Annotated in this window: 20 protein-coding genes and 1 tRNA gene; 11 read left to right on the top strand and 10 right to left on the bottom strand. The window is 41.5% G+C overall.

The window, feature by feature from the left end; translation table 11 throughout:
* The 11 genes from tuf to rpoC all read left to right on the top strand — a co-directional run.
* Positions 1–227 (top strand): elongation factor Tu (gene tuf / locus AB1488_04035; protein MEW6409267.1); only part of this gene is annotated, 227 nt, incomplete at its 5' end.
* Positions 224–376: a 50S ribosomal protein L33 gene (gene rpmG, locus AB1488_04030; protein ID MEW6409266.1), complete on the top strand. Its 153-nt coding sequence runs from the start codon at positions 224–226 to the stop codon at positions 374–376. The genes tuf and rpmG, both read left to right, overlap by 4 nt.
* Positions 375–451: transfer RNA gene (locus AB1488_04025), tRNA-Trp, on the top strand. Before rpmG ends, AB1488_04025 begins: the two co-directional genes overlap by 2 nt.
* A gap of 59 nt (positions 452–510) precedes the next feature.
* Entirely contained in the window at positions 511–696 is a 186-nt protein-coding gene (gene secE / locus AB1488_04020; GenBank protein MEW6409265.1) for a preprotein translocase subunit SecE, read from the top strand.
* Between the two features lie 18 nt (positions 697–714).
* Positions 715–1,245: a transcription termination/antitermination protein NusG gene (gene nusG / locus AB1488_04015; protein ID MEW6409264.1), complete on the top strand. Its 531-nt coding sequence runs from the start codon at positions 715–717 to the stop codon at positions 1,243–1,245.
* Between the two features lie 104 nt (positions 1,246–1,349).
* Entirely contained in the window at positions 1,350–1,778 is a 429-nt protein-coding gene (gene rplK, locus AB1488_04010) for a 50S ribosomal protein L11 (GenBank protein ID MEW6409263.1), read from the top strand.
* 112 nt (positions 1,779–1,890) lie between these two features.
* On the top strand, positions 1,891–2,589 hold the full coding sequence (gene rplA / locus AB1488_04005) for a 50S ribosomal protein L1 (protein MEW6409262.1): 699 nt from the start codon (positions 1,891–1,893) through the stop codon (positions 2,587–2,589).
* A 71-nt stretch (positions 2,590–2,660) separates the two neighbouring features.
* Positions 2,661–3,188, top strand: a complete 528-nt coding sequence (gene rplJ / locus AB1488_04000; GenBank protein ID MEW6409261.1) for a 50S ribosomal protein L10 — start codon at positions 2,661–2,663, stop codon at positions 3,186–3,188.
* A 4-nt stretch (positions 3,189–3,192) separates the two neighbouring features.
* Complete coding sequence (gene rplL / locus AB1488_03995; GenBank protein MEW6409260.1) at positions 3,193–3,576, top strand: 50S ribosomal protein L7/L12; 384 nt, start codon at positions 3,193–3,195, stop codon at positions 3,574–3,576.
* A 16-nt stretch (positions 3,577–3,592) separates the two neighbouring features.
* Positions 3,593–7,540, top strand: a complete 3,948-nt coding sequence (gene rpoB / locus AB1488_03990; GenBank protein MEW6409259.1) for a DNA-directed RNA polymerase subunit beta — start codon at positions 3,593–3,595, stop codon at positions 7,538–7,540.
* Positions 7,541–7,569: 29 nt separating this feature from the next.
* Positions 7,570–11,658, top strand: a complete 4,089-nt coding sequence (gene rpoC / locus AB1488_03985; GenBank protein ID MEW6409258.1) for a DNA-directed RNA polymerase subunit beta' — start codon at positions 7,570–7,572, stop codon at positions 11,656–11,658.
* Here the strand turns inward: rpoC and AB1488_03980 are convergent.
* From AB1488_03980 to AB1488_03935, 10 genes are all read right to left on the bottom strand, one after another.
* Complete coding sequence (locus tag AB1488_03980) at positions 11,624–12,607, bottom strand: acetyl-CoA carboxylase carboxyltransferase subunit alpha (GenBank protein MEW6409257.1); 984 nt, start codon at positions 12,605–12,607, stop codon at positions 11,624–11,626. The two genes, rpoC and AB1488_03980, sit on opposite strands and share 35 nt — an antisense overlap.
* 15 nt (positions 12,608–12,622) lie before the next feature.
* Positions 12,623–16,198: a DNA polymerase III subunit alpha gene (locus tag AB1488_03975; GenBank protein ID MEW6409256.1), complete on the bottom strand. Its 3,576-nt coding sequence runs from the start codon at positions 16,196–16,198 to the stop codon at positions 12,623–12,625.
* The gene (gltA, locus tag AB1488_03970) at positions 16,185–17,651 is read right to left on the bottom strand and encodes an NADPH-dependent glutamate synthase (protein ID MEW6409255.1); all 1,467 of its coding nucleotides are present in this window, start codon (positions 17,649–17,651) and stop codon (positions 16,185–16,187) included. The genes AB1488_03975 and gltA overlap by 14 nt, the downstream gene beginning before the upstream one ends.
* A gap of 1 nt (position 17,652) precedes the next feature.
* Positions 17,653–18,495, bottom strand: coding sequence for a sulfide/dihydroorotate dehydrogenase-like FAD/NAD-binding protein (locus AB1488_03965; GenBank protein ID MEW6409254.1), 843 nt, complete (start codon positions 18,493–18,495; stop codon positions 17,653–17,655).
* Between the two features lie 44 nt (positions 18,496–18,539).
* Complete coding sequence (locus AB1488_03960) at positions 18,540–19,262, bottom strand: ComF family protein (GenBank protein MEW6409253.1); 723 nt, start codon at positions 19,260–19,262, stop codon at positions 18,540–18,542.
* 43 nt (positions 19,263–19,305) lie between these two features.
* A complete protein-coding gene (gene gpmI / locus AB1488_03955; GenBank protein ID MEW6409252.1) occupies positions 19,306–20,850 on the bottom strand; it encodes a 2,3-bisphosphoglycerate-independent phosphoglycerate mutase in 1,545 nt (514 codons plus the stop codon).
* On the bottom strand, positions 20,847–22,208 hold the full coding sequence (locus AB1488_03950) for a tetratricopeptide repeat protein (GenBank protein MEW6409251.1): 1,362 nt from the start codon (positions 22,206–22,208) through the stop codon (positions 20,847–20,849). The genes gpmI and AB1488_03950 overlap by 4 nt, the downstream gene beginning before the upstream one ends.
* A 4-nt stretch (positions 22,209–22,212) precedes the next feature.
* The gene (gene rsfS / locus AB1488_03945) at positions 22,213–22,593 is read right to left on the bottom strand and encodes a ribosome silencing factor (protein ID MEW6409250.1); all 381 of its coding nucleotides are present in this window, start codon (positions 22,591–22,593) and stop codon (positions 22,213–22,215) included.
* An 85-nt stretch (positions 22,594–22,678) separates the two neighbouring features.
* Positions 22,679–23,338 (bottom strand): nicotinate-nucleotide adenylyltransferase, encoded by a 660-nt coding sequence (gene nadD / locus AB1488_03940; protein MEW6409249.1) that lies wholly within the window; start codon positions 23,336–23,338, stop codon positions 22,679–22,681.
* Positions 23,320–24,297 carry a radical SAM protein gene (locus tag AB1488_03935; GenBank protein ID MEW6409248.1) on the bottom strand — a complete coding sequence of 326 codons (978 nt, stop codon included), beginning with the start codon at positions 24,295–24,297 and terminating at the stop codon, positions 23,320–23,322. The genes nadD and AB1488_03935 overlap by 19 nt, the downstream gene beginning before the upstream one ends.
* Positions 24,298–24,301: the final 4 nt, after the last annotated feature.

Here is a 24,301-nt window from a genome sequence, read left to right as displayed (position 1 = left end):
ATACCCCATTTTTCAATGGGTATCGTCCCCAGTTCTACTTCAGGACAACAGATGTCACTGGTGTGGTAAAGCTGCCTGAGGGTGTTGAGATGGTAATGCCAGGGGATAATATCTCTACGACAGTAGAACTCATCACCCCTATAGCGATGGAGAAGGAATTAAGATTCGCAGTAAGAGAAGGTGGAAGAACCGTAGGTGCAGGTGTGGTAACGGAGATAATTGAATGAGGGACATAATATTATTGACATGTACATCGTGTAAAAGACAGAATTATTCTACAACTAAGAACAAAAAAAATACTCCAGATAAACTTGAGATAAAGAAATACTGTCGGCATTGCAGGAGACATACTACGCATAAGGAGACAAAAGCATAGGCCAGTAGCTCTAACGGCTAGAGCGCCGGACTCCAAATCCGGGTGTTGGGGGTTCGAATCCCTCCTGGCCTGCCACATATGAGTTATAAGTGATGAGTTATAAGTAAAAAACGCGAAACGGTATTTAAGATACGATGCTAAACAGGGTTAAGGAATTCTTAAGGGAAGTAAAGATCGAATTAAAAAAGGTAGTCTTCCCGACAAAAGAAGAGATAAAAGGTTCTACATGGGTTGTGATAATTACTGTTATAATTGTTGCTATTTTCTTAGGCATTATTGATCTGGGGCTCTCGAAGCTTGTTGGTCTGGCATTTAAATAGGAGGATTTGAGTTTTGTTATGGCAAAAAACTGGTATGTAGTTCATACCTATTCTGGATTTGAATCGAAGGTAAAGGCTAACATAGAAGAGAAGGTAGAGGCATTAGGTCTTCAGGAGAGGATAACAAAGATACTTGTACCTTCAGAGGATGTGGTTGAAATAAAAGGCGGGAAGAAAAAAGTATCTACAAAGAAATTCTATCCTGGCTACATACTCATAGAAATGGATATGGCTGAAGATACATGGCATCTTGTAAAGAGTACCCCAAAGGTCACAGGATTTGTAGGAGGTGCAACATCACCTTCTCCTCTTTCTATAGAAGAGATCGAGGCAATAATGCATCAGATGTCAGGAGAGAAAATTGCCCCTACGCTGAAGGTACAGTTTCAAAAAGGTGACAGTGTTCGTATCGTAGACGGACCATTTAATAACTTTATAGGTATAGTCGATGAGGTAAATACAGAGCAGGGGAAACTTAAGGTCATGGTAAGCATATTTGGAAGACAGACACCTGTGGAGCTTGATTTTTTGCAGGTTGAAAAGGCATAGAGACAGTGACAGTGAACAGTGTCTGTGAACAGTCTTTACTGACAACTGACCCTGTCTGCGTGCGGACACGCACAGGCAGAACGGACACTTTAGGGGAGGTTTAGATGGCTAAGAAGGAGATCGTAGCGAGTGTAAAGCTGCAGATACCAGCTGGCAAAGCAAATCCAGCACCACCTGTTGGTCCTGCACTTGGACAGCATGGTATCAATATAATGGAATTCTGCAAGACATTCAATTCCCAGACACAGAATCTCGGTGAAACCATTATACCTGTGGTTATCACAATTTACTCTGACAGATCATTTATATTTATAACAAAGACACCACCTGCTGCTGAACTATTGAAAAAGGCTGCAGGAATAATAAAAGGTTCAAGTACCCCAAACAGAGAAAAGGTTGGGAAGGTTGCTTCGTCACAGATCGAAGAGATAGCACGGACTAAATTGCCTGACCTTAATGCAAATGACCTTGAGGGTGCAATCAAGATAATTGAGGGAACAGCAAAGAGCATGGGAATAGAGATTGTTAAATAAATTAAAAATGCAAAAATCAAAAATCAAAACCTGTCCTGACGACAGGTCAAGATTAATGGATTCCATAATTTTGCATTTTGCAATTTAATTTTGAATTTAAATAGGTGGAGAGATGGGTAAAAAATATATTGAAAGCAAGTCAAAGTTCGATAGTACGAAGCTATATAGTCTTGAAGAGGCATTGAGGTTAGTTAAAGATATTGCGAACGCAAAATTTGATGAGACAGTAGATATGGCTGTGCGATTAGGAGTCGATCCTAAACATGCAGATCAGATGGTAAGGGGTACGGTTGTTCTTCCACACGGCACCGGAAAATCGGTAAAGGTGATTGTGTTCGCAAAGGGTGAAAAGGAAAAAGAGGCAAGGGATGCAGGTGCAGATTATGTTGGTGCAGAGGATTTAGCGGAGAAGATAACACAGGGGTGGTTGGATTTTGATACCGCAGTAGCTACTCCTGATGTAATGGGTATGGTTGGCAAGTTAGGCAAGATACTTGGACCGAGAGGATTAATGCCAAATCCAAAGGTTGGAACGGTTACCTTTGATGTAGGGAAAGCAGTTAAGGAGATAAAGGCTGGTAAGATTGAATATAGGGTAGAGAAGGCTGGGGTAGTCCATGTTCCTGTTGGAAAGGTCTCCTTTGAACTTAAAAAACTTTATGAAAACACAGTAGCAGTACTGGGGTCAATTATGAAGGCTAAACCACCAACAAGCAAGGGTAGGTATCTTAAAGGTATTTCAGTTTCTTCAACAATGGGGCCTGGAATTCCCGTAGATGCCCTTCAGGTCGCAGCGATGTTCGGGAAATAGACCATCGGGGCACCCCAAAAAATCCCAAAGATTTTTTTGGGACTCTATCAGTAAAGGAGGGGAGAAGGATATTGAAAAGAGAAGAAAAAGTGAGGGCGGTAAAAGAACTCCATGACAAATTTAAAGATGCTTGTGCCGTCATTCTTACGGATTATAAAGGACTTAATGTCGCTGAGATAACAGAGTTGCGGAGAACACTGAGGGCGTCTGGAGTAGAGTACAGGGTCGTAAAGAACACACTTGCTAAGAGAGCATCTGAGGGGACGCAGGTTCGATCAGTAAATGAATCGTTCAAAGGCACTATTGGTATAGTTCTAAGCTATAAAGACCCCTTAGTTGCTGCTAAGGTTATTACGGGTTTCACAAAGAAGCAGGAAAAGCTAAGATTGTTATCGGGTATAGTTGAAGGTAGTCCTGTAACAACCGAGAAGATAAAATCAATAGCAGAGCTTCCACCACGTCAGGTATTACTCGCGGTGTTTGCATGTAACTTGCAAGCACCAATAAAGAGTCTTGCAGGGCTTCTATATGCAACGGTTGCAAGATTTGCATATGCCCTGGAAGCTGTTAAGTCAAAGAAAGGTAATTTAGGGAGGTAAAAAGATGGCAAAGGTAACAAAAGAACAGGTCTTCGAGTTTATAGATAACATGACAATACTACAGATGTCTGAGTTTATAAAGGAGTTTGAAGAAAGATATGGTGTTACTGCATCTGTACCAGTAACTGCCGTCACCGCCGCACCTTCAGCTGCCACTGTAGCACCACAGGAAGAAAAGACGACTTTTGATGTAGTCCTTACTTCCTCAGGGGAAAAGAAAATACAGGTAATAAAGGTTATTCGTGAGCTTACAGGTTTAGGGCTGAAAGAGGCTAAAGAGTTAGTTGATGGAGTACCAAAGACCATTAAGTCCGGCGTATCAAAAGAAGATGCAGAGACAATAAAGTCAAAGCTTACAGAGGTTGGGGCAACTATAGAAATTAAATAATTTAGACGGAGAGACAATGGAAGAAAAGATATTGAGGCAAAGGGTAGATTTTTCAAAGATACCTGCGATAATAGATATCCCGAATCTCATCGATATCCAGAAGTCTTCCTATGAACGATTTCTGCAAAAGGATGCATCTCCAGAAGAACGAAAAGACATCGGGCTTCAATCTGCACTTCTAAGTGTATTCCCGATATATGATTTTAATAAAACAGCATCTTTAGCGTTTGTAGAATACTCTGTGGGAAAGCCAAAATACGATGCCCGTGAATGTCTGCAGAAAGGAAGTACCTATGCGGCACCCCTTAAACTGAAGGCACAACTCATTTTGTGGGAGAAGAAAGAGGACACACAGTCTCCATCGATTCGGGGGGATGTAAGAGAACAGGAGGTCTATCTTGGCGAAATTCCTCTCATGACAGAGAATGGAACCTTTATAATAAATGGAACGGAGAGAACAGTTGTAAGTCAGCTCCATAGATCTCCGGGTGCTTTCTTTACACATGATAAGGGAAAGACACACGCCAGCGGTAAAGTTCTCTATTCAGCCCGTATAATCCCCTACAGAGGGTCATGGCTCGATTTTGAATTTGATGTAAGAGATATCATTTATGCAAGGATTGATCGACGCAGAAAATTTTCAGTCACTATACTGCTTAAAGCCCTTGGCTACACAACAGAAGAATTACTTAAGATATTTTATGCAATTGAAGAAATAAAGATAAAGCGGAATGGATTTACAAGAAAGACATCTGAGATATTCGTCGGTAGCAAGGCAACTACAAATATCATAAATAAACAGACAGGTGAATATATTGTAAGGGATGGTGGCCGTATAACTAAAACAGCCATAAAAAAGATGGAGGCTGCAGGGATTACAGAGATACCTATTTCAAGAGAAGAACTGATTGGACGTGTAACACTTACCGATATCATTGATACAAATACAGGCACTGTGATTATTGGTGGTAACGAAAAGCTAACAGACGACGTGCTTGAAAAGATAGTAGCTGCAAAGATAGAGGCGATAAAACTCCTCTATATAGATAATGTCTCCTCCATACCATCGCTCAGGGATACCCTTCTTATGGATAAGGTTACTAATAGAGAGGAGGCAATCATTGAGATATACAGGAGGCTTAGACCAGGAGAGCCACCAACACTGGAAATGGCTGAAGCACTCTTCAAAGGACTCTTTTTTGACCCAAAACGCTATGATCTTTCACCTGTTGGGAGACTCAAGCTGAATAAGCGTTTGGGACTGGATCAACCACTTACACAGAAAACACTGACAGCCGAAGATATAATAAAAACAATACACTACCTGATAAACTTGAGAGTAGGAAAGGGTGAAATAGATGATATAGACCATCTTGGCAATAGAAGGGTGAGATCTATCGGAGAACTTCTCGAAAACCAGTTCAGGATTGGTCTTGTCAGGATGGAGCGGGCTATCAAGGAAAGGATGACCCTGCAGGATCTTGAGGACCCCAAAGTAATGCCACATGACCTTATAAATGCAAAGCCGGTTATGGCATCTATAAAGGAATTCTTTGGGTCGAGCCAGTTATCACAGTTTATGGATCAAACAAACCCTCTGGCAGAAATAACACATAAGAGAAGGCTCTCGGCATTAGGTCCTGGGGGACTCACAAGGGAAAGAGCAGGATTCGAGGTGAGAGATGTTCATCCGACACATTATGGAAGGATATGTCCTGTTGAAACCCCAGAGGGTCCTAATATAGGTCTTATCGTATCTTTAGCTACATATGCGAGGGTTAATGAGTTTGGATTTATTGAATCACCATACAGAAAGGTCAAGAATGGAAAGGTAACGAATGAAATAGAATATCTCTCTGCTATAGAGAGTGAGAACTTTGTTATAGCACAGGCAAATTCACCTGTAGATTCAAAAGGAAGATTTACAAGGGATACAATATCGGCACGGGTTGGTGGAGATTTCAAGATAGTATCGCCAGAAGAGATACATTACATGGATGTTTCGCCCAAGCAGATAGTAAGCGTTTCTGCAGCACTTATTCCATTCCTGGAAAATGACGATGCAAATAGGGCTTTGATGGGTTCAAATATGCAGAGACAGGCAGTCCCGTTATTACAATCAGAGACACCGATAGTTGGCACAGGTATGGAGAGGATTGCAGCAAGAGACTCAGGTGTAGTGGTTACTGCAAAAAGAGGTGGAATTGTTGAAAGTGTCGATGGAAGCCGTATTGTAATAAGGGTTGACGGTAAAGAAGGTAAGGAGCCGTCAACAATTGATATATATAATTTAATTAAGTTTTACAGGTCGAACCAGAACACATGCATAAACCAGAGGCCTATCGTTACAGTAGGACAGCGGGTGAAGGAAGGAGAAGTGCTCGCAGATGGACCTGCAACAGATAGGGGTGAACTTGCCCTCGGTAAAAATGTGCTTGTTGCATTCATGCCATGGGGTGGCTTCAATTTCGAAGACGCCATATTGATAAGTGAAAAGCTTGTTAAGGAAGATGTATATACCTCTATCCATATTGAGGAGTTTGAGATAGAGGCAAGAGACACAAAACTTGGAAAGGAAGAGATAACAAGAGACATCCCGAATGTCAGTGAAGAGGCACTGAAAGAGCTTACGGAGGAAGGTATTATACGAATAGGTGCTGAGGTAAAACCCGGTGATATTCTTGTCGGTAAGGTAACCCCAAAAGGAGAAGTTCAACCTACACCTGAAGAGAAACTTCTTCGCGCAATATTTGGAGAAAAGGCAAAAGAGGTGAAGGAGGCATGTTTATATGTTCCGCCCGGGATCGAAGGAACAGTTGTAGATGTTAAGGTATTTTCGCGAAAGGGCACAGAGAAAGATGGACTGACAATTGCCGATGACGAAGATATACAGCGGATAGATCGAAATTTTCAGGATGAACTTAGAATACTTAATGAAGAAAGACAGAAAAGAATCCAGAAAATGATTTTAGGCAAAAAGGCATTAGAGGATATAATAGATGCTGAGACAGACGAAGTTATAGTTCGGAAAGGAAAAAGAATTCTTGAAAAACACCTCGATAAATTCTCTGAGGACTTCTTAAAAAGTGTAGAACTCGATGAAGAAACATTGGAAGAGACAGAAGCGATAAAGGAAGCAACAGAAGATCAGATACATCTCCTCAAGACCATTTTTGATGAGCAGATAGGAAGATTGAGAAAGGGTGATGAATTGCCTCCAGGTGTAAATAAGCTTGTGAAGGTATATATAGCAATGAAAAGGAAGATACAGGTCGGAGATAAGATTGCGGGGAGACATGGAAATAAGGGAGTAGTCGCAAAAATACTCCCTGAAGAAGATATGCCTTATCTGCCTGATGGTACACCTGTTGACATTGTCCTTAATCCACTTGGTGTTCCCTCAAGGATGAATGTTGGACAGATATTAGAAACCCATCTTGGATGGGCGGCAAAGGCATTGGGACTGTATGTTGCCACACCTGTATTTGATGGTGCCTCTGAAAAACAGATTAAGGATATGCTAAAGGATGCAAAACTGCCAACTACAGGACAGATTACATTATACGATGGTAAAACAGGTGGGCCTTTTGATAAACCTGTAACAGTAGGATATATGTATATTATGAAACTTCACCATCTCGTTGAGGACAAGATACACGCAAGATCTATTGGTCCCTACTCACTGGTGACACAGCAGCCTTTAGGTGGTAAGGCTCAATTTGGAGGACAGAGGCTTGGAGAAATGGAGGTGTGGGCTCTTCAGGCATATGGTGCAGCATATACACTTCAAGAGTTTCTTACAGTAAAGTCTGATGATGTATCTGGGAGGGCACGGATGTACGAGGCTATCGTGAAAGGCGAAAATACTCTTGAGCCAGGTATACCTGAGTCCTTTAATGTCCTCATAAAAGAACTCCAGAGCCTGTGTCTGGATGTAGAGCTTCTTGGAAAAAAGAGCACCTGAGTCAATGACTCATAAAGTGGAGGTTTAAATTGAAAGACATACATAGCATCTTCGAAAAACCAAAGGACTTAATAGAGTTTGATGCTATCAGGATAAAAATTGCCTCTCCTGAGAAGATAAGAGAATGGTCGCATGGAGAGGTTAAGAAGCCTGAGACTATCAACTATCGCACCTTGAAGCCAGAGCGCGATGGTCTTTTCTGTGCAAAGATATTTGGACCTATCAAGGATTGGGAATGCCTATGCGGGAAATACAAAAGGATGAAACACAGAGGGGTTGTCTGTGATAAATGTGGAGTCGAAGTCATACAATCAAAAGTCAGGAGAGAAAGATTGGGGCACATAGAGCTTGTAAGCCCTGTCGCTCATATATGGTTTTTTAAAGGAATTCCAAGTCGGATAGGGATGTTACTTGATATGACTCTGAGACAACTGGAGAAGATACTGTATTTTGAGTCTTATGTCATTATTGACCCAGGTGATACGCCTTTAAAAGAAAAGGAACTTATAACCGAAGACAGATATAGAAAACTCCTTTCTGAACACGGCGATCGATTAAAGGCTGGTATAGGTGCCGAAGCGATAAAAGAGCTGCTCAAAAAGGTTGACATCGATAGATTAGCCGAAGACCTGAGAAAAAAGGCTGGCAATACTACATCACTTGCAACCAAGAAGAAGCTCACAAAGAGGCTAAGGATAGTTGAGGCATTCAGAAAATCTGGTAATAAACCTGAATGGATGATACTTGATGTGATACCAGTACTTCCACCAGAACTGAGACCCCTTGTACCTCTTGAAGGTGGGAGGTTTGCAACCTCTGACCTTAACGACCTTTACAGGAGAGTGATAAACAGAAATAACAGGCTTAAGAGGCTTGAAGAGCTCAAGGCGCCAACTGTTATTATTAGAAATGAAAAGAGGATGCTGCAGGAGGCTGTAGATGCGCTATTTGATAATGGTAGAAGGGGAAGGATACTTCGCGGTGCAAGCAAGAGACCACTCAAGTCCTTGAGTGATATGCTGAAAGGTAAGCAGGGAAGATTCCGGCAGAATTTACTTGGAAAGAGGGTTGATTACTCCGGTAGATCGGTTATAGTAGTTGGTCCAGAGCTTAAATTACATCAGTGTGGATTACCTAAAAAGATGGCACTTGAACTATTTAAGCCATTCATCTTCAATAAGCTCGAAGAAAAAGGTTATGTTACCACAATAAAGGCTGCTAAAAAGATGGTAGAGGCTGAAAAGGATGAGGTATGGGATGTCCTTGACGAGGTGATAAAGGAGCACCCTGTGCTTCTAAACAGGGCACCCACACTCCACAGACTGGGTATCCAGGCATTCGATCCAGTACTGGTTGAAGGAAAAGCAATAAAACTACATCCTCTTGTATGCGCTGCCTACAATGCAGATTTCGATGGTGATCAGATGGCAGTTCATATCCCTCTTTCTATCGAGGCACAGATAGAAGTAAGAGTATTGATGATGTCTATAAACAATATCCTTTCGCCTGCTAATGGAAAGCCTATCGCAATTCCATCTCAGGATATGGTCTTGGGATGCTACTACATGGCAAAGGTAAAGAAGGGCGCCGCCGGCGAAGGTAAGGTATTCTCTAACCCTGAAGAGGTAAGGATTGCTTATGATGCCAACAAGGTAGAATTGCATGCATCCATAAAAGTCCGCATAGATGGAAAGATAGTTGAGACATCTGTTGGAAGGGTGATATTCAGTGAGATTCTTCCGGAAGGGATACCTTTCTCTCTGGTAAATAAAGAACTGAATAAAAAGGAAATTACGAAACTCATAGATTATGTTTACAGAGAAAAAGGGCATAAGGAAACGGTTATTCTGCTCGATAAGGTTGAGAAGATAGGATTTGAATATGCAACAAAGTCAGGCACATCTATCTGTATAAATGATATGCATATACCATTAAGGAAGGCTGATATCATCAGAGAAGCAGAAAAAGAAGTTAGAGAAGTTCAAAAACAGTATGCCGATGGCTTGATAACAAACGGTGAACGCTATAACAAGGTTATAGACATATGGGCAGAAGTTACAGAGCGGATTGCCGATGAGATGATGGCAGAGCTTGGAGCCGAAGATGGCAAGAAGATAAAAGAAGAAGAACTTAAAGAGAGGCGTTCGTTTAACAGTATATTCATGATGGCAGATTCGGGTGCAAGAGGCAGTACAGCTCAAATAAGACAATTAGCAGGGATGAGAGGACTCATGGCAAAACCCTCGGGTGAGATTATCGAAACACCAATTACAGCAAATTTCCGTGAAGGACTCACAGTCCTGCAGTATTTTATATCAACCCATGGTGCGAGAAAGGGATTGGCAGATACTGCTCTTAAGACAGCGAATTCCGGGTATCTTACGAGGAGACTTGTGGATGTATCACAGGATGTTATCGTTACCGAAAATGACTGTGGCACACCTGACGGCATATATGTTAGCTCACTTGTAGAGGGTGGTGAGATCATAGAACCACTTGAAGAGAGGATACTTGGTAGGATTTCATCAGAAGAGATCCGCGATCCGATAACAAAAGAGCTGATCATAAAGAAGGATCATGAGATAGATGAAAAGATTCAGAAGAAGATAATAGAGTCAGGCATAGACAGGGTAAAGATACGCTCAGTGCTTACATGTCAGTCAAGGAGGGGTGTTTGTGCAAAGTGTTATGGAAGGGACCTGGCTCGTGGAAAGATAGTAGAGGTAGGTGAAGCAATAGGAATAATTGCGGCACAGTCTATAGGTGAACCAGGAACACAACTTACAATGAGAACATTCCACATAGGGGGTACAGCAAGCAAAGTAGTAGAACAGACCGTACTTGAAGTCAAAAATGCAGGGAAAATTAAATATATAAATCTCAATACAGTCGTAAGCAAAGAGGGTGACAGGGTTATCATGAACCGAAACGGAAGTCTCGCAGTTGTTGATGAGGTCGGTAGAGAAAAGGAAAAATATTCAGTGCTTTACGGTGCAAAACTAAAGGTCGAAGATGGACAGAAGGTTGAACCTGGACAACGGTTAGTAGAGTGGGATCCTTACTCTTCTCCTATACTTACAGAGGTGGGAGGAAAGATTGCACTCGGTGACATAATCGAGGGAACAACCATGAAGGAAGAAGTGGACGAGGTTACAGGATTGTCAAGAAAGGTTATTATAGATTATCCATCAAACATGAGACCAAGGGTCTCAATAAAAGATGACCACAACAGAACACTCAAGATACCTCTAACAAATAATCCTGCCAGATATCTGCTTCCTGCTGGCGCACACATACTTGTTGAGAGGGGAGATGTGGTATATCCAGGAGATGTGCTTGCAAAGATTCCCAGGGAGACGACAAAGACAAAAGATATAACAGGAGGACTCCCGAGAGTGGCAGAATTGTTTGAGGCACGGAAACCAAAGGAACAGGCAATCATCAGCGAAATAGATGGTGTTGTAGAATATGCAGGCTTTATAAAGGGAATGAGGCGAATAATAATCAAGAATGGCATGGGTGATGAGAGAGAATATCTTATACCAAAGGGTAAACATGTAAATGTTCATGATGGAGACTGGGTGAAAGCAGGGGAGCCCTTAATGGATGGTTCTGTAAATCCCCATGACATCCTTGATGTACTCGGGCCAAAAGATCTTCAAAAGTATCTTGTTGACGAGGTTCAGCAGGTATACAGGCTGCAGGGTGTTTCGATTAACGATAAACATATAGAGGTAATTGTCAGACAGATGCTTAGAAAGGTAAAGATAGAAGATCCAGGAGATACAAACTTTCTTATCGGGGAGCAGGTTGACAGGTTCCAGTTTGCCAATGAGAATGAACGAGCTATCAAGGAAGGCAAAAAGCCTGCTATAGGTAAGCCAATACTTTTAGGTATTACCAAGGCATCTCTGACTACAGACAGCTTTATATCCGCTGCTTCATTTCAGGAAACTACAAGGGTATTAACAGAGGCGGCTGTCAGCGGGGCTATCGATGAGTTGCTGGGGCTCAAGGAAAATGTCATTATGGGACGACTTATACCTGCAGGAACAGGGATGAGTAAGTATAGAGATACTTGCCTTAAATCTCAGCCTCAAATGCTCCAATCTTCTTGAGTCGTTCGTATCTTTTGTTGACGAGTTCATCCGGAGAGAGAGTAAGAAGCTCTTTTAGATTTCTTTTTATTGCCTGTGCAAGGTTTTTTGCAGATGTCTGCATGTCTCTATGGGCTCCTCCTAATGGCTCGTCAACTATCTCATCTATAATCCCCAGTTGTAAGAGGTCCTGTGCTGTTATCTTGAGTGATTCCGCAGCCTTGTTTATTTCAGATGTATCTGGGGTAAAACCATTCTCTTTTTTCCAGAGTATTGCTGCACATCCTTCAGGAGAAATTACAGAGTATATTGCATGCTCAAGCATTAATATCCTATCTCCTACACCAAGCGCTAATGCACCACCACTTCCACCTTCTCCTATTATACAAACAACGATTGGTACCTTCAGCATCGACATCTCAAAAAGATTCCTTGCTATAGCTTCTCCCTGACCTCTTTCCTCTGCTCCAATACCAGGATAAGCCCCAGGGGTATCAATGAGGGTAATAATCGGTTTTTTAAACTTTGATGCTAATTTCATTATCCTTAATGCTTTTCTATAACCTTCGGGATGGGGTTGCCCGAAGTTTCTATATATCCTTTCTCTTGTGCCTCTTCCTTTTTGATGTCCAATGAACATAACTGACGTCTTTTCAAACCATCCATATCCTGTAACAATAGAAGGGTCGTCTGAAAAACCTCTATCACCGTGAACCTCTATAAAATCTTCTGCAATGAGGTTTATGTAATCAAGTGTATATGGCCTATAGGGATGGCGGGCTATCTGGGTCTTCTGCCAGGGTGTCAGATTAGAGTAAATTTCCCTTTTCAACCTATCAGCACTCTCCCTGAGCCTTTCTAATTCAAGAGTATATTCTCCTTTCTTTCCATTGGTAAGCCGTTTAAGGTCTTCTATTCGTTTCTCAATATCAGCTAACGGCTGTTCAAAACTTAAATAATATAGAGTCATTGACTTCTCCTGTACTTATATAAGAGCCACCGTGCCCTTGCCAAGCAGATCTTCTACCTCTGAGATCATAGAATCTGAAGGAATCACCTTCAGTGAATCGCCCACAGCGATCAGTGATTCATTGTGATTTGGTGCAATTATCCTCAGGGAAAGTGGGCAGTTTCCCTTATGTTTGAGTAATATATCTTTAAGTTTAATCAGATCATCCTCTGTCATTCCTGTTGAGTAAATCCTGAGTTCAACCTGAGAGGGAAACCCATCTGTAATCTGTGTTCTGTCTTCTGTCTTCTGTGCTCTGTATTCTGTCTTCTGTCTTCTGTCCTCTGTGCTCTGTGACTTCGTCGAGCTCAGTCGAGACGTTCTGTCTTCTGATCTTATCTCTGAAAGGGGGGCTATCTTCTTTGCCTTTATCTTATATCCATTCTCTGTCTTATCGATTTCACCGGTTATAAGTATCGGAAAATCTGAACTCAAGTAGTGGGCATGACTCCTGTAAAGATCTGGAAAAACAATTACCTCTGCTGTCCCGTAGAGATCTTCGATCGTAAAGGTTGCCATTTTTTCAGCCGTTTTCTTGGTCGTCATCTTTTTTATGGCAGTAACAATACCACATATTGTGACTTCACTTTTATCAGGAACATCCTGTAAATCAGATGTCTTCAGAGTGGAAAATCTCTTTAATTCACCTTCAAATCGATTGAGAGGATGTCCGGTTATATAGAAACCAAGCGTTTCTTTTTCAAAGGATAAGAGTTGATGTTCACTCCATTCAGGAATGTCAGGTAGTGACTCAACTGTTGATTCTTTACCTTCGGAGAAATCGAATATACTGACCTGACCCTGTATCCTGTCTTTTTGCCTCTTGTTTGCTGTATCCAGTGCAGAGTCTAACATTATGGAAAGTTGTGACCTCTTAATACCTAAGGAGTCAAATGCACCACACTTTATTAAGGATTCGATTACCTTTCTGTTTACTTTACGCAGGTCAACCTTAAGACAGAAGTCAAGTAGAGATGTAAACCTACCCGATTTTTCCCTTGCTGAGATGATAGATTCTATTGCCGAAACTCCTACATTCTTCACAGCAGCAAGTCCGAATCGTATCGCCTTCCCTACTACCGTAAAATCCTTGCCACTTTCATTTATATCGGGTGGAAGAATATCTATGTCCATTTCCTTACATTCTGTTATAAATCTAACGATCTTGTCGGTATTTCCCATATCGCTGCTTAGAAGTGCAGCCATGAACTCAACAGGGTAGTGAGCCTTTAGATAGGCGGTCTGATATGCTATAAGGGCATAGGCAGCACTGTGGGATTTATTGAAACCATAACCTGCAAAATACGCCATAAGGTCGAAAATCCTCTCTGCCTTTTTTACTGTGATTCCATGTGACCTTGCGCCCTCGATGAAACGTTTTTTCTGTTTTTCCATCTCCTCAGGCTTCTTCTTTCCCATAGCCCTTCTTAGTATATCTGCCTCCCCGAGAGTAAACCCTGCCAATGTATTTGCTATCCTCATCACCTGCTCCTGGTAAAGTATGACACCATAAGTCTCTTTCAGTATATCTTCTAACAGTGGAAGCTCATATTTGATAGGGATTATGCCTCTTTTTCTCTTGATAAAGTCATCTACCATGCCACTTCCTAATGGTCCGGGTCTATAAAGTGCAACTAATGCAATCAGATCATCGAATCTTTCTGGATGGAGCTTTGCCAGCAGATCTCTCATACCTGCGGATTCGAGCTGGAAGATACCAGTGGTATTTCCCGAGGAAAGTAGCGCAAATGTCTTTTCATCATCCATCTGGATAGACTTAATTGAAAAATCCATCAACTCAGGACTTCGCTCTCTTATCAACCTCTCAGCCATATCAATAACTGTAAGGGTTTTAAGTCCCAGAAAATCAAACTTTACCAACCCTATTTTCTCTATAGCGGACATATCATACTGGCTTGTGATTACATCTTCATTCGGGTTTTTATAAAGTGGCATATATTCTGTGAGTGGCTCCCGTGAGATTACTACACCAGCGGCGTGCGTTGATGCATGGCGGGCTAACCCCTCAAGTGACATAGCGATATCGATTAATTCCCTGACCTTATCATTACCCTCGTAGAGTTCTGCAAGTCGTGGTTCAGAAGATAATGCCTCTTTGAGAGTAATATTCAGTACATTCGGTATAAGTTTTGCAATCTTATCCACCTCTGCGTATGGAATCTCAAGAACCCGTCCCACATCTCTGATGACACCCCTTGCTGCCATTGTACCAAATGTAATTATCTGTGTAACATGGTCCTTACCATATTTTCTGCTTACATATTCAATGACCTGATCCCGTCTATCCATGCAAAAATCAACATCAATATCAGGCATACTGACCCTCTCAGGGTTAAGGAACCTTTCAAAGAGTAAGCCATATTTAATAGGGTCTATCTCTGTAATACCGAGGGCGTAGGCAACAAGGCTGCCTGCTGCAGAACCCCTTCCTGGTCCAACAGGGATGTTATAACTCTTTGCATACTGTACAAAGTCGTTAACAACAAGGAAATAACCAGGAAATCGCATCTTCTTTATTATATCGAGTTCTTCTATCAGCCTTTCCCTGTACTTTTCTGTATCTATATGATAACCTGCTGTCTGCATTTCTGAGAAACGGGTCTCGAGACCCCTGAATGCCAGTTCATAAAGATATGTATCTGAATTATAGCCCTCAGGAACATTATATTGAGGCAGGTGGTCCTCTCCAAATTTAATATCTACATTACATTTTTCGGCGATTTCGATTGTGTTTCTTATAGCCTGAGGTATATCTTTAAATGCATCCTTGATCTCTTCTGGCGATTTAAAATAAAAGCCCTCTGAGCCAAACTGAAGTCTATCTGTGTCCTTCAGATTCTTACCTGTTTGTATACATAATAGTATATCGTGTGCCCTTGCCTCATTTTTGTATAGATAATGACAGTCACCTGTGGCTACAATCGGGATATGAAGTTCCTCTCCAAGTTCTATTAAAAGGCGATTTACCCGTTTCTGTTCAGGAAGCTCATTATCCTGTATCTCAAGGTAGAAATTCCCTGCACCAAAGATTCTTTTATACTCAAGGGCTATCTTTCGAGCACTATCAGCCTGACCTTTTTCTAACAGGAATGGAATCTCTCCTTTCATACAGGCAGAAAGACCGACCAGCCCTCCACTATGCTGCGACAGAACATCTTTGTCTATTTTCGGTCTGTAATAAAAACCTTCAAGATAGCCGATGCTTACGAGTTTCATGAGGTTCTTGTAAGCATCGTTGTTTGATGCAAGCAAGATGAGATGGTAAGATGCCTCAGATATCCCATGAGTATTCTTTTCAAATCTACTTTCCGGGGCTATATAGACCTCACAACCAATAATAGGTTTTATCCCCGCTCTTACAGCCTTTCTGTAAAATTCAATTACACCAAAAAGATTTCCATGGTCTGTTATTGCAACTGCAGGGAATTTGAACTCTACAGCCCTTTCAAATAACTGGTCTATCCTTATGGCTCCATCGAGAAGGCTATACTCCGTATGGAGATGTAAAGGGACATAATCAGAGTGTTGCATAAAAGATTTTCTCCATTCTTGTAAAATTACTGGTGTCCCAGTATTTCCATTTAAAATACTCATTAATCGCATTTGCTGCTTTTCTCCCTGCTCCCATAGCCAGGATAACTGTTGCAGCGCCTGTAACTATATCTCCACCCGCAAAGACGCCTCTTTTAGAGGTCATGCCTGTCGCCTCTTCGGCTATAATATAACCCCTCTTGTTCAATTTTAAATCCGGCATAGTTTTCGTTAATAGCGGATTTGCCCTTGTCCCGATTGCAGGTATTGCTACATCTATTTCAATCTGAAATTCACTGCCCTTTATAGGAATGGGTCTTCTCCTGCCTGATTCATCAGGTTCCCCCAGCTCCATTCTTATGCATTCAACCCCACAGACATTTCCTTTACCATCATCAATAAATCTTATAGGATTTGTTAAGAGTACAAATTCTATTCCTTCCTCATGTGCATGATGGATTTCTGCCTTCCTTGCTGGCATCTCAGCTTCAGAACGCCTGTATACAAGATAGACTTTTTCTGCACCAAGTCTTAAGGCTACTCTTGCTGCATCCATAGCTACATTTCCACCGCCAAATACAGCAGCTTTCTTGCCTCTTTTTATCGGAGTATCATATTCAGGAAAGAAATATGCCTTCATGAGATTAGCCCTTGTTAAAAATTCATTTGCAGAGTAAACACCATTTAGATTTTCCCCTGGTATTCCCAGAAATATAGGCAAACCCGCGCCTATACAAACAAAACAGGCATCGTACCGTTGATCATTTAATAACTCATCAACCGTATAGAGTTTTCCAATCACTGCATCAAGTACGATTTCAACCCCTAACTTTTTTATATATTCAACCTCCCTTTCCACGATTACCTTTGGAAGTCTGAATTCTGGTATGCCATAGATTAATACCCCACCTGGTTTGTGTAACGCCTCAAATATGGTAACCTCATGCCCAGACTTTGCAAGGTCAGCTGCACAGGTTAAACCACCAGGTCCTGAACCTATTATGGCTACTTTTCTACCGGTAGTCTTTGGTCTCTCAGGAATCTTAATCTCGCCTTTCTCTGCCTCGTAATCGGCAACAAATCTTTCCAGATTCCCAATTGCAACAGGCTCACCCTTTTTCCCTACAATACATAAAGTCTCACATTGAATCTCCTGAGGGCAGACCCTTCCACAGACGGCAGGCAATGCATTTTTTTCCTTAACCTTATAGCATGCCTCTAAGAATTCCCCCTCTTTAATCAGAGTTATAAATCCAGGTATATCCACCTCCACAGGGCAGCCATCTTTACAGGCAGGTCTCTTGCATTGTAAACATCTGACTGCCTCCTCGACTGCCTCTTCAGGAGAATATCCATAAGGAACCTCATCAAAATTCCTGACTCTTATAAGAGAGTCTTGCTCTCTCATATTTACTCTATTTTTTGGTTTTTTCTCCTCTTTCTTCTCTTCCATATTAAATCCCTACTTTTTCTCTATACCTTTCCATATGCCTTTCCATGGCTATCCTTTCTTCATCAAGATACATCTGCTGTCTTTTCATAAGCAAATCAAAATCAACCTTGTGACCATCAAATTCAGGACCATCAACACAAGCGAACTTTGTCTCTCCCCCCACCTCTATCCTACAAGCACCACACATTCCTGTTCCATCAACCATGATTGAATTTAAACTAACTATTGTTTTTACATTGTATTTTTCTGTTGTCTTACATACGAACTTCATCATAATAGCAGGACCGATAGCAACTACTAAATCTACTTTATCTTTGTTCAGGGTCTCATCGAGAGGAACAGTTACAACTCCCTTCCTGCCATAAGAGCCATCATCTGTCGTGACAATTAATTCATCTGATACATTTCGCATCTTTTCTTCCCAGAAAAGGAGATTTTTTGTCCTTACACCTATAATTGAAAAAATTTTGTTGCCAGCCTCTTTCAATCCTCTTGTTATTGGATATATAGGTGCAATCCCGACCCCTCCACCTACACAGACGACTTTCCCGAAATTTTCTATATGGGAAGGCAAGCCGAGTGGGCCAATGACATCAGATATAAAATCACCTTCATTTAATGTCCCCAGGTGATAGGTTGTCTTACCAACCTTCTGAAAGACGGTAGTTAAGGTTCCTCTGTCCCTATCGAAATCAGCAATAGTTAAAGGTATCCTCTCTCCTTCTTCATGGATTCTAAGGATTAAAAAATTGCCTGGCTTAGACTTCTTTGCAATATCTTTCGCATCAATCTCAAATAAGGTTACTGCATCTGATAACTCTTCCTTCTTTAAGATCTTAAACATTGTACCTCCATACTTCATCCCTTCAGCACTCAGCACTAATTCGGTTATACTGTCCTTGCAAGCGTAACTGCATACACGCTTTCTGCACCTGCCCTTTTTAATACTCTTGTGCATTCTTTAATGGTTGAACCTGTTGTATAGACATCATCAATAAGCAGAACTGTCTTCCCTTCCACTGAAAGAGGTTTCTTTAAAGAAAAGGCACCCTTCATATTCCTTTTTCTTTCATCTACTTCAAGTCCTATCTGTGCTCTTGTATTGCGAATCCTGAAGAGATTATCTATCATCATAGGTATTGAGAGTCCTTTGCTTAACTCCTTTGCCAGGAGTGTGGATTGATTGAACTCTCTTTCCCTCAATCTTTCTGGGTGAAGTGGCACAGGGACTAATAACAGTGAAGAGTGAAAAGTGAAAAGTGAAGAGAAAGGAGAACTGCTCAGATATTCATATAATAATCCACCAAGGATACTGCCAAGGCTTCTTTTTTTACTATATTTGAACTTATGGATCGCCTCTGCCATAGTTCCTTCGTATGGACCAACAGAATAAGCGATATCAAAGGGTGGTGGAGAAACCCTGCATTCACCACAGATATGTTGTGGACTCTTACTCAGCGTCTCCTTTGATGAAAATGGTATCCCGCAGCGAGGGCATGTCGGTGGTGAAAACACCTTTATGGAGTCCAGACATTCTTTGCATAAACCTTGAGTATCTTTCATAGATCTGCCACAGAGAGAACAATACCTTGGATATAGGAAATCAAGCATCCTATAAAAAATCTTTAATCCTCCCATCCTTGCCGCTTAATCCTTACCCCTTAATCCTCATTATCAGAGATTCCCCACTCATCTCTAATGGTTTATCAAGCCCCATAATCTCAAGTATAGTAGGTGCAACATCTGCTAAGATGCCCTTTCCCCTCAATCGCACCCCCTTTTTAAGCAGGATGAATGGCACAGGATTTGTGGTATGTGCGGTATGGGGTTCACCGGTTATTTTATCAATCATTTCCTCGCAGTTTCCATGATCGGATGTAATTATTGCAATCCCCCCAATATTTTCTACCGCAGTAACTACCCTTTGTAAACACTTATCTATTGCCTCACATGCTGCTATTGCTGCCTGTAGTGAGCCTGTGTGCCCTACCATATCAGGATTGGCATAATTAAGTAAGATAAAATCATACTGCCTTGATTCTATCCGTTTTACCACTTCATCTGTGACCTCTAATGCACTCATCTCAGGTTTTTTATCATAAGTCGACACATTCCTCGGAGAGGGTATAAGACATCTGTCTTCTCCCTCAAAAGAAACCTCTTCACCGCCATTAAAGAAATAGGTAACATGGGCATACTTTTCTGTCTCTGCGATCCTCAATTGCTTCAGTCCATGTCTGCTTATGACCTCAGCAAATATACTCGATAACACCTCTGGAGGGAACGCTACAGGATGCGTAAATCTCTCATCGTATGAGGTCATTGTTACAAATCTGCTAAGATTCGGGATATTACCCCTCTGAAATCCATCGAACTCCTTTTCGGTCAGTGCCCTCGTAAGTTCTCTTGCTCTGTCTGCCCTGAAATTGAAGAATATTACCGCATCACCATCTGATATTATTCCTCTTGGTTTACCATCCGTTGTAGTGATTACAGAGGGAAAAATAAACTCGTCCGTCTCTCCATGTGAGTAGCCATACTCGATTGCCTCATCCTCAAAACGACGTATCCTTCCTTCTCCGAGCACTATTGCATCATAAGCCATTTTAACCCTTTCCCATCTTTTATCTCTATCCATAGCATAATACCGTCCCATGATTGTTCCAATTTCCCCTGTCCGTCCATCTGCCATATGTTCGAGGAGCTTTTTGATAAAAGATAAGGCGCTCGATGGCGGTGTATCTCTTCCATCAAGGAAGGCATGAACAAATACCTTAGAGAGACTATTCTCCTTTGCCATATCAAGGAGAGCTATCAGATGGTCTATATGGCTGTGCACCCCACCATCTGAGAGAAGCCCCATAAGGTGAAGAGCAGAACCATTATCTTTTGATGTCCTCATCGCTGAAAGCAGAGCTTCATTATTAAAAAAATCTCTATTTTTTATAGCCCTGTTTATCCTCGTGTAGTCTTGATACACAATTCTTCCTGCACCGAGATTGAGGTGACCTACTTCTGAGTTCCCCATCTGACCTTCTGGCAATCCTACAGCCTCTCCAGATGCGTCAAGCTCAGATACAGGGTACTTCAGGATTGAATTATAGAAGGGAATATTTGATAGCGCGATTGCATTCCCTTCGATTTTTGTGTTATTACCCCAGCCGTCAAGGACAACAAGGATGACAGGTCTGTAGGTCATGACTTATAGATTGAGGCCCCCAAAAAATCATTTGATTTTTTGGGGTACCCCGTTTGTGGTTTTTGTGGCGAAAGAGTAATCTCAAAGGTATTCCATCTGCCACAATTAGGACACCTTCCCGACCAGTTTACTGATTGATAACCACAATTTGAACATGTATATGGCACAACCACAAGCTTCTTGAATCTTAAGGCAGATTTAAATGAATTTACCGCCATCTCTGGCATACCGCGCCTCAGGTAGATGTTTCCTAAAAGTTTGTGCAATTCAGGGATATCAGCCTCTATCGAAGAAAGTATCTCTTCTGCATCATCTATCATCTCTAATCTGTAATATAGCTTGCCAAGAAAGAAGTTTAGGATAAGGTTCTTTGCATCCTTTAAGAGTGCGCGCCTGTAAAATTCAATTATCTTCTCAGGTTCTTCCATATTGAGATAATGGTCCTCAATCCTCAGCAGGATTACTGTTGAAGCTGTCTGTTCATATGCCCTTTCCCAGAGAGATATGGCATCTGATTCATCTCCATCCAGCAAATATATCTCACTAAGTCCTAAATATGCAGGAATGAAGTCTTTATCGAGTCTTAATATCGCTTTGAATATCCTCTTTGCCTTTTCGCGATCTCCGCCTTCGAGCAGTGACCTTGCGAATTCGTATTTAAAGCCTATAAGTCGGCGATATTCTGTCTCCTTTTCGTCCTCAGGAAGTTTACATCTCCTTACAATTCTATGCTGAGTATCTTTTGCCTCTTCCCACCTGCCGAGTCTCTGATAGATATCCCTCATTTTATAAAGTGCAGTTATATTGCAATCATCGAGGTTCAGTATATCATTAAGGATTTCAATGGCATCCTCCCAGCGATTTGCATCTTCGTAATCCGCCTCAATTGCAAATAATGTCTCTATACTCTCTCTGGCAATATCCCTTGCCTTATGGTGAAGACGGATAGCCTCTTTAAGATTCCCTTCCTTTAAATACAGGGTACCAAGCTTTAAGAGGGATTCTACATGGTGTGGATCCTGTTCGAGTATTCTGGAGAAATAGGTCTTTGCCTCTGAATATTTTCTTGCAAGCATAGAATCTGTACCTTTAGAATATAGCTCATGTATTCTTGATTCCCGTCTCTGGATCCTCGATGCTTTTAAATTGAGGAAATATCGCCTTGTATCTCTGACAGCAAAAACGATTGCCACAAGGAGAGCGCCAAGTCCAAGAGACGACACTATTAAACCTATCGTTGATATCTCATAAGATAACTTTGGTGTAAGGTTAACAACAACGGTATCTCTGTTTATATTAGCCATATACCCTATAACAACCAGCACCAATATAAAAAGAAAGAATATAAACCGTGCCATTGTGTTAACCTCTCTTCCTCGTATCCTGTATCTCTACAAGAGAGGCATCCCCCCATAGTCTTTCAAGTTCATAATAATGACGAGTCTCACGATCAAATATATGAACTATAAGGTCACCATAATCCATAAGAACCCACTTTGCCTCCTTAAGTCCCTCTATATGAGAGGGAAAACTCCTTTTCTTTGAAAGAGCCTCTTCAATTGCATCTGCAATCGCCTTTACCTGCCTTGTGCTTTCTCCAGAACATATCAAGAAATAATCAGCAATCGTGGTAAGTCCATGTATATTAAGTATTATTACATCTTTTGCTTTCTTACCCTCGGCAACTGTGGCTGACAATACCGCTTTATCTTTTGAGTCTATTTCCAATGAGTCTATTTCCAACCAACCTCCAGAAAAACAGAAAACTACAGTGAGTTAGTAATATAATGAATTAACTCTTGAAACATGTATCACTAAATCACTGAACTTATTTATAGAGATTTTCTGCAATTATATACAACTCTACCTCTTCTGGCAAGAGATATTTAATGCTTTTTCGGACATTAATATATCTTCTTATCTCTGTAGAGGATATTTCAAGCATCGATACCCTTTCCATATATACCCTCTTGCCTGTCCCGAGTTTAATAGAATGACTCAATATTTTCCCTTCGTCAATCTCTCGCAGTGGAGATTTACTGATATCCTTGAGATAGGGCGATTCCTTGAGCGCATAAAACTCCAGGGGAGGTCTGGATGTTATCACAAAGTTCGTTAGTGTAAATAGCCTCTCGGGTTCCATCCATGTCGGTAGTTCGAGAAATGAATCTATACCGAGGATAAAGAAAAAATCCATCTCTTTACCATATTCTTCAAGCAGTTCTTCAAGGGTCTTTACTGTATATGATTTCTCCTTTCTCTCAAGTTCGACTGAAGAGACCTCAAAGTGTGGATTTCCTTTTATTGCTATCTCTACCATCCTCAAACGGTGCTCAGGCTTTACAAGAACACTACCTTTATGAGGTGGTCTCGCCGAGGGAATAAAAAGCACCTTATCAAGCACGAGCCTCTCCCTTATCTCCTCTGCAGGTCTGAGATGACCGTAATGTATCGGATTAAAAGTTCCACCTAAGATTCCAAGACGCATGGTAATTCCCTTTCAAATAAACACAACTGGGGGCTAACCTCTTTCTCGACCCATGGATTACAGAATTCCCATGGTAGATCAGGGTTTTTGCATCCACAGATGTAACACTCTACGCCATATCTCTTTGAGATATCTTTTATCATATTGTATTGGGACAATCTCAGCTCCTTTGGTAGGAGTCTCGTTCTGGCAGAGGTGATTACCCTCTGCCAAGGTTGACCGTCATAAAGCCTGAGCAAATCCCTTGCCAGTTTTACGGGAAGTTCCTTCATAAGATGATTCATAATTGATAACCGCATCACGAGATGACTTATGGAGATATTTTTAACACCTGCTACCTTTAATCTCTTTATCAGATGTTCAGCCCATTCCTCAGAGCCTGAGACTTTTGGTATTATAGGGTCAATCCTCACAGATACATCAATACCTGCCTCTATGAGCTCATGGAGGACAGCAAGTCTCCTTATTACAGGTGCAGAGAATGGCTCAAAAAGCCTTCTGTAATCCTCACTGAAAGAGACAACGCCTATCCTTGCCTTGACCTTTGTGGGATATTTTCTGAGGAGATCTATCGTCTCTCTTGGCACAACTCCCTTCGTGAGAAATGATATGCCTATACCTCTCTCGAGGAGCATTTTCATAGCGCTATATGTTATATCCATAACCTCATCGATTCCCTGAAATGCGTCTGACGCAGTGCTGAAAGTAACCCATTCGGGGAATCTCCCCCTCTTTGCCTTTCTCTCAAGTTCTCTTTCTAATAACTCAGGGAGATTTTCGTACAGATGAACCTTTCCTTTTGGAGGTGCATCAGAAAACCCTCTTGCATAACAATAGACACAGGAATGTGCACAACCCCTCGTGATGTTTACAGCAGGCAGACGCCTGAAACACCCGAAGGCAGGGGGCTTGAGAACATGGGTTTTACGTTTTTCTTTAATAAGTTTTATTGGATGCATTAAA

It is taken from the genome of Nitrospirota bacterium (genome assembly GCA_040756155.1).
In the GTDB taxonomy this organism is placed as follows: Bacteria; Nitrospirota; Thermodesulfovibrionia; order JACRGW01; family JBFLZU01; genus JBFLZU01.
The sequence above is the reverse complement of the archived record's forward strand: the minus strand, read 5'-3'. Positions and strand labels throughout refer to the sequence as shown.

Bases quoted from the DNA above. Each gene is read 5' to 3' on its own strand.
- rpmG (MEW6409266.1), top strand. From the start codon at position 224: ATGAGGGACATAATATTATTGACATGTACATCGTGTAAAAGACAGAAT.
- secE (MEW6409265.1), top strand. From the start codon at position 511: ATGCTAAACAGGGTTAAGGAATTCTTAAGGGAAGTAAAGATCGAATTA.
- nusG (MEW6409264.1), top strand. From the start codon at position 715: ATGGCAAAAAACTGGTATGTAGTTCATACCTATTCTGGATTTGAATCG.
- rplK (MEW6409263.1), top strand. From the start codon at position 1,350: ATGGCTAAGAAGGAGATCGTAGCGAGTGTAAAGCTGCAGATACCAGCT.
- rplA (MEW6409262.1), top strand. From the start codon at position 1,891: ATGGGTAAAAAATATATTGAAAGCAAGTCAAAGTTCGATAGTACGAAG.
- rplL (MEW6409260.1), top strand. From the start codon at position 3,193: ATGGCAAAGGTAACAAAAGAACAGGTCTTCGAGTTTATAGATAACATG.
- rpoB (MEW6409259.1), top strand. From the start codon at position 3,593: ATGGAAGAAAAGATATTGAGGCAAAGGGTAGATTTTTCAAAGATACCT.
- AB1488_03980 (MEW6409257.1), bottom strand. From the start codon at position 12,607: ATGACTCTATATTATTTAAGTTTTGAACAGCCGTTAGCTGATATTGAG.
- AB1488_03975 (MEW6409256.1), bottom strand. From the start codon at position 16,198: ATGCAACACTCTGATTATGTCCCTTTACATCTCCATACGGAGTATAGC.
- gltA (MEW6409255.1), bottom strand. From the start codon at position 17,651: ATGGAAGAGAAGAAAGAGGAGAAAAAACCAAAAAATAGAGTAAATATG.
- AB1488_03965 (MEW6409254.1), bottom strand. From the start codon at position 18,495: ATGTTTAAGATCTTAAAGAAGGAAGAGTTATCAGATGCAGTAACCTTA.
- AB1488_03960 (MEW6409253.1), bottom strand. From the start codon at position 19,262: ATGCTTGATTTCCTATATCCAAGGTATTGTTCTCTCTGTGGCAGATCT.
- gpmI (MEW6409252.1), bottom strand. From the start codon at position 20,850: ATGACCTACAGACCTGTCATCCTTGTTGTCCTTGACGGCTGGGGTAAT.
- AB1488_03950 (MEW6409251.1), bottom strand. From the start codon at position 22,208: ATGGCACGGTTTATATTCTTTCTTTTTATATTGGTGCTGGTTGTTATA.
- nadD (MEW6409249.1), bottom strand. From the start codon at position 23,338: ATGCGTCTTGGAATCTTAGGTGGAACTTTTAATCCGATACATTACGGT.
- AB1488_03935 (MEW6409248.1), bottom strand. From the start codon at position 24,297: ATGCATCCAATAAAACTTATTAAAGAAAAACGTAAAACCCATGTTCTC.